Source organism: Shimia gijangensis (genome assembly GCF_900142085.1).
Classification (GTDB): Bacteria; Pseudomonadota; Alphaproteobacteria; order Rhodobacterales; family Rhodobacteraceae; genus Shimia; species Shimia gijangensis.
Genome location: NZ_FQZQ01000013.1, coordinates 113,195 through 123,219, shown reverse-complemented (window position 1 = coordinate 123,219; position 10,025 = coordinate 113,195). Strand labels below are relative to the sequence as shown.

Below are 10,025 nucleotides of genomic sequence, written 5' to 3'. Positions count from 1 at the left end.
TGAGACAATCTCTTCCGGCTTCAGTCGCTTGTTTGCCATTCTTAGTCCTCCGTTTCCTAACCTTAACGGTGGACCCATTCAGATGGGGAGGCTCACCCGCCGACCTGCCATTGCTGCTGGTCGGTGCGGTGTTTGCGGCCTCCATGCTGCAGGCCGTGACCGGCATTGGCTTCGGCGTCATTGCCGGTCCTGTTCTGATTGTGACAATGGCCAACGCCGGAGCCATTCAGGCTTCGATCCTTTTAAGTTTATTGATCGCCCTGCTGCTGTCGCCAAGCACGATTCCAAGAGTTAACCGCCGATTGTTGGCTCCCTTGTTTCTGGGAGTGTGTATTGGGACACCGATTGGCGCACTGGCATTTTTGACACTCACCATCAGCTCGCTCAAGCTTTGCGCTGCGGTCATTGTTGGTTTCATGACCTTGGTGGCGGCCGGTGTTTTGTCCCGTTTCCCGATCTTTGAAAACGACACACGCATTCGGCGGGTTGGTATCGGTGTTGTCAGCGGCATTCTGAACGCCGCGCTGGCAATGCCAGGGCCAGCCGTCGCGGCCTACGCAACCGCTATCAAGTCAGACAAGTCCACGATCCAGGCGACAACTCTTGTGACCTTCTTGCTAGCATATCCGGTCGCCTTTGCCTTTCAGGCCGTCTTCGTGGGGATTTCAAATGAGGCTCTGGAAATCTCAATGAAGCTCGTGCTGCCAACATTGTCAGGCACTGTTTTGGGTGCCTCTGTGGCACGATTTGTTCCTGAGCGATTGTTCAAGAGTGTCACGGTGCTCTTTCTGATCATGAGCGTGCTCCTCTTGGTCTCTGCTTAAGACAAGGTAAAGAGAGTCGAGTGCGGCTGGGGTGAGACAGCTGAAGCGAGGAAATTTGTCTAAAGAACAAGCAGGGTAACAATAAAGTCGCAAAAGCTGTACCAATTCACTTCGGGAAAACGTCCGTTTTCCGGAATACTACCAATTTGCGTACTGTGGGTGTCTGGCATCTGTCACACCTGAGAGTGCCATATCTTCAGGATCCAGGAGGATACTATTCAAAGCCTGCATTTCGCTGGACAAAACGGGCGGTGTGCGTGCAAGGCCTCCCGGACCGAAATACTTTGTTCCGCCCCCAGCACCTGTCCGCTCATTGTCAGGCGCTTTACGGCGCACCAGGCGGTAAAAAGTGGGCCCAGCGGGGTGACTGGAGCATCAGAGTGCATCGCGACATTCAGACCCAAATCAAGCCCTGTCCGCGCTGCATTCATGCGCTGAGCACGGTCTTTTCCGATGGTGAGGGCGACATGCTGGTCACCAAAAAACCAGATGCGATTAGAGAAGAAATTCACACCGATCCCAAGTTCGCAACAGCGAAGAAGCTGATCGCCGCCCATCATCTGGCCGTGCTGCAATGTATGACGGTGGTCCTGCCATGCATGTTTGCTGGCCGCAGCTTTCAAAGCGTCGAGCGCAACTTCGGACGCCTCGTCGCCGTTGACATGTATGTGCATTTGCACGCCTTCACGATGAAATACGTCGCAAGCAGAAAATATCTCAGCAGGTGCGGTATTCCAGATGCCCTTGGGCTGTCCACCGACGTACCCTGGTGATTTCACTCTGGCAGTCCAACCCTGAATTGAGCCATCGGTCATCAATTTGACAGCACCGAGGCGCAGCTTGTCAGTTGAACCGCCACGCCACGATTTGGCGCGGGCAGCCGTCTGTTCCGGGTCAGCGCCAGCCGCGCCGAGGGCCGGCACAATGCGCAGCGGAAAGGCGGGCTCGGATGTAATGCGTAGCATCAAATCCAAATCATCTTCGGTCATGGATGAATAGAGATCTGTGGTCGTCGTGACACCGGCGCGACGGGCCACTTCGCCATAGGCGCGTATCGCGCGTTCCGATTGCGCCAGCGTGCGGAAATCGATTGCAAGCCGGTGCATGATTGGGAACATGGCCGCCATTTCCTGAAGCTCGCCAGTGGGTTGGCCATCAGGGCCTTTTACCACGCCCTCAACCTCGGACAGATCGTTATACCCGGCGAGAGCCAACGCCGCAGAGTTCACACACATGACGTGGACGTTGGAGAACAGGATCGCGATGGGACGCGTCGGACTGATTTCATCGAGATGATGGCGGTTAAGGCGCTCGGTAGTTAGAAAAATTGGGTCAAACCCCCAACCGACGAGCGGCTGGCCGGCAGTCAAGTGAACTTCGTGTTGAACCAGGCCGGAGATGACTTCGCCAATATTCGTCATGCCCTTGTGCAGCACACCGTCAGGATCCAGCCGATCATGAAAGCCGGCATATGTGTATTCCCACATTGCTCCCGCCATCATATGAGCATGGCCTTCGACGAAGCCTGGCATCAAAACGGCATTGCTCAGCCGATCATCGGTATTGGTGATCCCCAAATCTTTGGCACAATCGGCATCGCCAACGGCCAGAATTTTGCCCGCATGCACAGCAACATGGGTGGCCGTTGGGCGATTGGGATCCATAGTCAGAATTTTTTTGCTTTGAAAACAGTGATGTTCGACATGCCAGACCTCTCCTGTCCATCAGCGGTATCTTATGTAGGAACATTGGGAAAATGGGCACGGTTTTATGTGGCTGAGACAAATGCTGCGACGAACATGAACTGAAAAGTTCCGTCGCGTCGTCATTCTCGTATCCAGCCAATCGTGTTGGATACATCTTAACACGCTGTTTAGCGCGCTGTCCAAATTTGCCGGGCCACTTCGACGTCAGGTCATTCTTGAAATCGTTGACAACATACTGAGTAGTATGTTTGCATGATGCCCAATTGCTCCTGTCCGGAATTCCTGAAACCATGACCAGCGCTTTGCCTCGTGTTCCCAAACCTGAAAAACGCGACCGCTATGAAGAGCTTTTGGTTGCGGCGGCGGAATGCTTTCAGAAACAGGGTTTCTCTGCCACCTCGATCGACACGGTGGCGCGGTATCTGGGGGCGACCAAGGGGCGGGTGTACCATTACTTTCCGTCCAAGATGGATCTGTTCAATGCAGTACGGGATCGCGCGATGGCGTTGGCCTTTGATGCCATTCGCCCCGGTTACGAGTCCGACTTGCCACCTGTCGAAAAGTTGGCAGCAATGTCCACGGGTCACGTTAAGGCCATGATGCAACACCATTCCTATATGCAGGTTTTGCTGGATGGACTTCAGATGCAGCGCTTTGGCGCAACAACCGAGTTTCAACGCGCCGCAATGGAGCGTCATTTAGGCGAACGAAACGCCTTTGAGGCGTGCTTTCGCGAAGTGCTGCAGGCGGGGTGTGATGCGGGTGACCTCAAGCTTGGCCGCATGTCCTACATTCTGCAAAGCTATCTTGTCGCCTTGAATGGACCAGTGTTCTGGTACCGACCTCGCGAAGGGGATGATGATGAAAAATATGCAACCATTGCCGAAGACGTTGTGCGCTTTGCACTGGCTGGGGTGGGCGTAGCAGAGTTCCCTATTCTCTCGATACGCAGCTGAGGAGGCTGAAATGAGCGATATTCCAACGACGATGTTTGCGGTTCTGCAAAAAGGTGATGGCTATTCTGGCCGGTCCGACGGTCCCGCGATTTCGGACGCGTCCGAGTATCTGGAGCCAGCTGACATTGCAGTGCCCACTCCGGGTCCGGGTCAGGTGTTGATCAAGCTTCGTGTGGCTTCCGTAAACCCGTCTGATCTGCATTTTATCAAGGGCGAATACGGCCAACCTCGGCTCAAAGGCAACCCTGCAGGTTTTGAAGGTTGTGGAGACATCGTGGCTGCTGGTGCTGGCGCCGAAAAGATGGTGGGCCAGCGCGTCAGCTTTGTTGTTGCCCAAGGGTGTTCCGGTGCCTGGGCGGAATACGCCACAACAGATGCGATCAATTGCATCCCTTTGCGTCCGGATGTGTCCGACGATGACGGGGCCGCGCAAATTGTGAACCCGCTCACCGCGATGGCGATGGTTGATATTGCCCGTCAAGCCGGGGACGCCTTTGTGGTGTCCGCAGCAACCAGCCAATTGGGCAAGTTGATGGTGTCGTTGGGCCGTGATCTGGGGCTCAAAACCATTGCGCTTGTACGCCGGGAAGAGGCCGTTGCACCACTCAAAGAGATGGGCGCGGCAGAGGTTTTGGTGACCACCGACCCAGAGTTGCTCCAGAAATTTGCAGCGATTTCTGCCGAGTTGAAACCGCGCGTTTTCTTGGATGCGGTGTCTGACCAGCTGTCTGAACAGATATTCACAGCCATGCCAAACAAAGCGCGTTGGATCAGCTATGGCAAGCTGAGCAACGAGCCGCCCAAGCTGACCCAGATGGGGCAATTCATCTTTATGGGTAAACAGATCGAGGGCTTTTGGCTCACCAGTTGGATGCGCTCAACCCCACCTGCGGATCAGATTCGCGTGGTTGGAGAAGTGCAGGCGCGTTTCGCGGATGGGCGCTGGAAAACCGATGTTTCGGCTCACTTGCCGCTTCGTGACGTTGTGTCAAACCTGGCCGAAGCCCTGAAAAAGACTGACGGTAAGGTGATGATTACGCCATAGTATAATCAGATGTTGCCGAGGGAAGAGGAGCCCGAAGCAACATCAGGACGCTGGTCAACCGGCGCGGGGAGGAAGACTTGGATATTTTGCAACTGCTGATCAGCGGGCTTGCGAATGGCTGTGTATACGGCCTGATCGCGCTTGGCTTTGTTCTGATCTATAAGGCGACCGAAGCCGTGAACTTCGCCCAAGGCGACTTCATGATGCTGGGCGCGTTTTTTACGATTGGTCTGACCAACACCGAGTATATGGGATTGCCGTTCTGGATGGCCTTGCCGATCTCAATTGGGATCATGGCGTTCTTGGGCTACTTACTGGATCGGTTTGTAATCCGCCTGATGTTTGGCGAAAGCCAGACGGCTGTAGTGATCCTGACCATCGCGCTGGGCTTTGTCATCCGCTTTGTCGCGGGTCTGATCTGGGGCCACGAGCCACAGTCGTTGCAAAACCCGCTGGCAGGCAAAGAGCTGCACTTTGGAGGGCTTGTTCTGGGGCTTGAGGATGTGGCGGTGATCATTGTGACCATCTTGCTGACCTGGGGTCTTTATGAATTTTTCAACAGAACCAAAATGGGTCTGGCCATGCAAGGCGCTTCGCAGAACCAGCTTGCGGCCTATTATATGGGTATTCCGGTCAAACGGGTTCAGGGCTTTATCTGGGCACTGGCCGGGGCCGTGGCTTGCGTCGCTGGTATTCTGTTTGCCGCCAAGGGTGCTGTAGACCCCAACACAGGCCTGATGGGCATCAAAGCCTTTGCTGCGGCTGTGATCGGTGGCTTTGGCAGCCTTCCCGGCGCGCTTGCGGGCGGGTTGATCGTCGGCATTATCGAGCCCTTCGCCAGCCGCTACATTGCAGCAGGCTACAGTCAGATCGCACCTTATGCACTGCTGCTGGCGGTGCTGATCTTCCGTCCGCACGGGCTGTTCAGCCAAGTGCGCGTGAAAAAGGTGTAGCCCCATGCGTATTGTTTTCAAAACCGACTACATGCAAGACATCCGTCCCTGGAAAGACCGCTATCAGCTGGTGCTTTACCTTCTGCTGTTGACTCTGATGCTTGCGGCGCCTTTTGTGATTGATGCGTTTTATCTGGGCGAGCTGAACAACGTCCTGATCTGGGCGATTGCCGGCATGGGGCTGATGGTTCTGACCGGACACACCGGACAGGCAAGCCTTGGCCACGCGGCGTTTCTGGCGATGGGCTGTTACACCAACATTATTCTGATGGAACAGGGTCTGCCATTTATGCTCGCCTTCCCGCTGGCCGGGATCATCACCGGGCTGGTGGGCATGGTCATCGCCATTCCGGCACTTCGCTTGCATGGTATCTATCTGGCGATTGCCACCATGGCGATGTCGATCCTTGTGGACGACATCATTGTTCTGACTGAACCCTGGACAGGTGGAGTGGGTGGTAAATACGCGCCATCGGTGAATGTGTTTGGCATTATGATCGACCGCTGGGGCACCCCGCGCGAGTTTTACTATCTGACGCTTGGCGTCGTCGTCGTGGTCACACTAGGCTATATCAACATCCTGCGTGCACCGCTCGGGCGCAGCTTTATTGCGGTGCGGGATTCAGAAGTCTCGGCCCAAGCCATCGGCATTGATGTGGCCCGCACCAAGGCGATTTCCTTTGGCATTTCCTGCGCGATCACCGGACTGGGTGGCGCATTGATGGGATTGTTCGCGGGCGCGTTCAACAATGAAACCTTTAGCGTTATTATCTCAATCGAACTGCTGATGATGATCGTCATTGGTGGCCTTGGATCCATTCACGGAGCATTCTTTGGCGCCATCGTGATTGGATTTCTGCCGCAATTCCTGTCGCTGTCCAAAGAATGGGTCGGATCGGTTTTCGGGGGCAGCAATGTTGCCATTCCGGGGCTTGAGTTTGGCGTGTTTGGTATGATCCTGATTGCCTTTATCCTGTTTGAACCGATGGGGCTTTACGGCCGCTGGCTCAAGGTGCGCACGTTCTTTGAGCTTTTCCCGTTCTATCGCAAGGACATGTTCAAACGTCAGAAATCCTATCTGAAAACGGAGCGTCTGAGATGAGTTTTCTCGAACTAAAAGACGTGACGCTCAAATTCGGGGGCGTGACAGCCGTCGACAATCTGTCCTTTTCAGTCGAAGAGGGCGAAGTCTTTGCCATCGTCGGCCCCAATGGGGCTGGCAAGTCGACAGTGTTCAACCTGATCTCTCGGTTTTATGACCCGCACAACGGGTCGATTAAATTCGATGGCCATGACCTGCTGAAATCCAAACCCAGCGGTGTCGCAGCCTTTGGCGTGGCCCGGACCTTTCAGAATATCGAACTGTTCGATCAGGCCACCGTTCTGGAAAACCTGCTGGTCGGACGTCATCGCCACCGTCAAAGCAATTTCCTGACTGAGCTTTTCTTCACGCCATCAGTCAAAAAACAGGAAGTTCAAAACCGCCACATGGTCGAAGAAATCATCGATTTCCTTGATCTTCAGGCCTACCGCGAAAAACGTATCGCCGGTCTGCCCTATGGCGTGCGTAAAGTGGTTGAGGTGGCCCGCGCACTGGCCACTGATCCCAAACTATTGTTGCTGGACGAACCCGCCTCTGGCCTGTCGGTTGAGGAAACCACCGACATGCGCTGGTGGATCGATGATATTCGCCGGCAGATGGGTATCACCGTGCTGATGGTCGAACATGATATGGGGCTGGTGTCGGGCGTGTCCGACCGTGTGCTGGCCATGGCTGATGGCGCGAAACTGGCGCTGGGCACCCCGGTCGAAGTGCAATCCGATCCGGCCGTGATCGAAGCCTATCTGGGGCATGTGGCATGAGTGATCCAATCCTGAAAATCCGCAATATCGAAAGCTTCTATGGCCCGATCATGGCCATTCGCGGCGTGTCATTGGATGTGCATCAGGGGCGCATTGTGTCGATCCTTGGCGCTAATGGTGCCGGCAAGACCACCCTGATGAAAACCATCTCCGGTGTGATGGATCCCGAAAAGGGCCAGATCATCTTTGAAGGTCTCGAAATCCAAGGGCGCGAGCCACACAAGATTGTGCATGATGGCATCGTGCACGTGCCAGAGGGGCGCGAAGTGTTCCCGCTGATGACGGTCGAAGAAAACCTGGCACTTGGGGCGTTTACCCGCAGCGACTCGCATGGCATCGAACGGGATCGCGAGATGGTGTTTGACTATTTCCCAATCCTGAAAGAGCGTCGCAACCAAGAGGCGGGCACGCTGTCCGGCGGCCAGCAGCAAATGCTGGCTATTGGTCGCGGGCTGATGGGTAAACCCAAGGTGATGTTGCTGGACGAGCCGTCGCTCGGCCTCTCACCATTGTTGGTGAAAGAGATTTTCACTATCCTCAAACGTCTCAATGACGAGCAAAACATGACCATGATGCTGGTGGAACAGAACGCCAGCGCCGCGCTCGAGCTGGCGCATGATGGCTATGTCATGGAAGTGGGCCGCATCGTGATGGACGGCACCGCAGACGAGTTGATGAAATCCGAAGACATTCAGAATTTCTATCTGGGTGTGCAGGAAGACGGCGCGCGTGAACAACGCCGCTGGAAACGCAAGAAAACTTGGAGGTGAGCGCGATGAACATGCAAACCCCTGTAAAATCGACCACAATCAATGGTGTGACCTACAACGCCGAAGCCGGGCAACGTCCTGTGCGCGTCGATAGCTGCACGACAATCGTTGAGTTGTTCCAGAAACGTTGTGCCGATCTGGGGCCAAAAACCATACACCGCGAAAAAGACCTCGGGATTTGGAAAGAATTCACGTGGAATGATTATTGGAATCACGCTCTCTGGATCGGCATGGGCCTGCGCAAGCTGGGTCTCAAGCGTGGCGAAGTGGTGTCGATCCTGTCAGAGGATCGCAAAGAGTGGGCCTATTTCGATATGGGTATCCAGTCGGTTGGTGGCATCGCGTCAGGTGTTTACACCACCGATTCCGGATCACAGCTGAATTATCTGGTAAACGATAGTGGCAGCCGTTTTCTGGTGGTCGAAAACGAAGAGCAGCTGGACAAGTTTTTGACCCACGAAGACGAGATGCCAAGCCTTCTCAAAGTCATCATCCTGGAAGACGAGGGTCTGCACGATCTGGACCACCCGCGTTGCATGTTGATCAGCGAACTATATGAGATTGGCAAGGCTGCGGATGCCGAAGATCCCAATGCGTTTGAGGCCGAGATTGCAATCGCCAAACCAGAAGACACAGCCCTGTTGATTTATACATCCGGAACAACGGGTATGCCCAAAGGGGCCATGCTGGGGCATGAAAACATCATGGCAGCGATCGAGGCAGGGGCCCGTCGTCTGGCGGTGCTTGAAACGGATGAACAGCTTTGTTTCCTGCCGCTTTGTCACATTCTGGAACGGGATGTGTCGATCTATTTCCCATTGGCAGGCAAATGCATCGTGAATTTTGCCGAAAGCCCCGAAACGGTTTTCAACAACCTGCAAGAGGTTTCCCCCAATACGTTCACGGCTGTGCCGCGGGTCTGGGAAAAAATCTACTCCCAAGTCCTTATTATGGTGCAAGAGGCCACTCCGGCAGGGCGATTGGCTTATGGTCTGGCGATGAAGGCAGGCCAAAAGCGCGCTGGCTATCTGATAGGAGGCAAACCCGTCCCTGCTGGCGTGGCGGCGAATTTCTGGCTGTGGGACAAGCTGGTTCTGCGTAACCTGCGCCGTATGCTCGGCTTTGACCGGATGCGTCGCGGCGGCACAGGAGCTGCACCGATCTCGCCAGAATTGCTGAAATGGTATTGGTCCATCGGTGTGCCCTTGGTCGAAGGTTACGGCATGACAGAGACCGCTGGCCTGGCCACGATGAACACGCGACATGAAAACACTGTGGGAACGATTGGAATGCCAATCCCCGGATACGATCTCCGGATTGCTGACGATGGTGAAATCCAGACCAAGGGCCTCAATAACTTTCAGGGCTATTGGCGCAACAATGAAAAAACCGCTGAAACCTTTACCGACGATGGCTGGCTGCGAACCGGTGATGTGGGCAGCGTGAATGACGCCGGCTTTGTGACCATCACCGGACGTCTCAAGGACATCATCATCACGGCTGGCGGCAAAAACATAACGCCCGCCGAAATCGAAAGCCGTCTCAAGTTTTCGCACTATATTTCTGATGCGGTTATTATTGGTGACCGACGCAAATTCCTGACAGCGCTGATTATGATTGATCAGGAGAACGTCGAGAAATACGCTCAGGACCAGAAAGTGCCGTTTTCGAACTTTGCCTCGCTCTGCGCGGCGAAAGAGGTCAAGGACCTGATCGAAGCCGAAGTAAAGTCCGTGAACAAAGAGTTCGCGCGCGTCGAACAGATCAAGGATTTTCGCCTGATCGACGTACTTTTGACCGCAGAAGACGAAGAACTGACCGCCACGATGAAGCTCAAACGCAGCTATGTTGAAAAGGCGCACAGCCACCTGATCGAGGAAATGTACTAGGAAACGCGAAAAAATAGAA

At 54.7% G+C, this 10,025-nt stretch carries 9 protein-coding genes; 8 read left to right on the top strand and 1 reads right to left on the bottom strand.

The genetic code is table 11. The features are described 5' to 3' along the window. Positions 1–824 (top strand): sulfite exporter TauE/SafE family protein (locus BUC32_RS12580; protein ID WP_139280722.1); only part of this gene is annotated, 824 nt, incomplete at its 5' end. A gap of 218 nt (positions 825–1,042) precedes the next feature. Here the strand turns inward: BUC32_RS12580 and BUC32_RS12575 are convergent. Then, positions 1,043–2,488, bottom strand: coding sequence for an amidohydrolase (locus BUC32_RS12575; RefSeq protein WP_073253238.1), 1,446 nt, complete (start codon positions 2,486–2,488; stop codon positions 1,043–1,045). Positions 2,489–2,820: 332 nt separating this feature from the next. On the opposite strand from BUC32_RS12575, the gene BUC32_RS12570 reads away from it, so the two are divergent. The 7 genes from BUC32_RS12570 (at position 2,821) to BUC32_RS12540 (ending at position 10,006) form a co-directional block, all read left to right on the top strand. Beyond that, the gene (locus tag BUC32_RS12570; protein WP_073253235.1) at positions 2,821–3,486 is read left to right on the top strand and encodes a TetR/AcrR family transcriptional regulator; all 666 of its coding nucleotides are present in this window, start codon (positions 2,821–2,823) and stop codon (positions 3,484–3,486) included. 10 nt (positions 3,487–3,496) lie between these two features. Beyond that, positions 3,497–4,531: a zinc-binding dehydrogenase gene (locus tag BUC32_RS12565; RefSeq protein WP_073253232.1), complete on the top strand. Its 1,035-nt coding sequence runs from the start codon at positions 3,497–3,499 to the stop codon at positions 4,529–4,531. Between the two features lie 77 nt (positions 4,532–4,608). After that, complete coding sequence (locus tag BUC32_RS12560; protein WP_073253229.1) at positions 4,609–5,484, top strand: branched-chain amino acid ABC transporter permease; 876 nt, start codon at positions 4,609–4,611, stop codon at positions 5,482–5,484. Between the two features lie 4 nt (positions 5,485–5,488). Then, complete coding sequence (locus BUC32_RS12555) at positions 5,489–6,586, top strand: branched-chain amino acid ABC transporter permease (protein WP_073253226.1); 1,098 nt, start codon at positions 5,489–5,491, stop codon at positions 6,584–6,586. Further along, positions 6,583–7,347, top strand: coding sequence for an ABC transporter ATP-binding protein (locus tag BUC32_RS12550; protein ID WP_073253223.1), 765 nt, complete (start codon positions 6,583–6,585; stop codon positions 7,345–7,347). Before BUC32_RS12555 ends, BUC32_RS12550 begins: the two co-directional genes overlap by 4 nt. Then, positions 7,344–8,117, top strand: a complete 774-nt coding sequence (locus BUC32_RS12545) for an ABC transporter ATP-binding protein (RefSeq protein ID WP_073253220.1) — start codon at positions 7,344–7,346, stop codon at positions 8,115–8,117. Before BUC32_RS12550 ends, BUC32_RS12545 begins: the two co-directional genes overlap by 4 nt. A 5-nt stretch (positions 8,118–8,122) precedes the next feature. Further along, complete coding sequence (locus tag BUC32_RS12540) at positions 8,123–10,006, top strand: AMP-dependent synthetase/ligase (RefSeq protein ID WP_073253217.1); 1,884 nt, start codon at positions 8,123–8,125, stop codon at positions 10,004–10,006. Positions 10,007–10,025 lie beyond the last annotated feature (19 nt).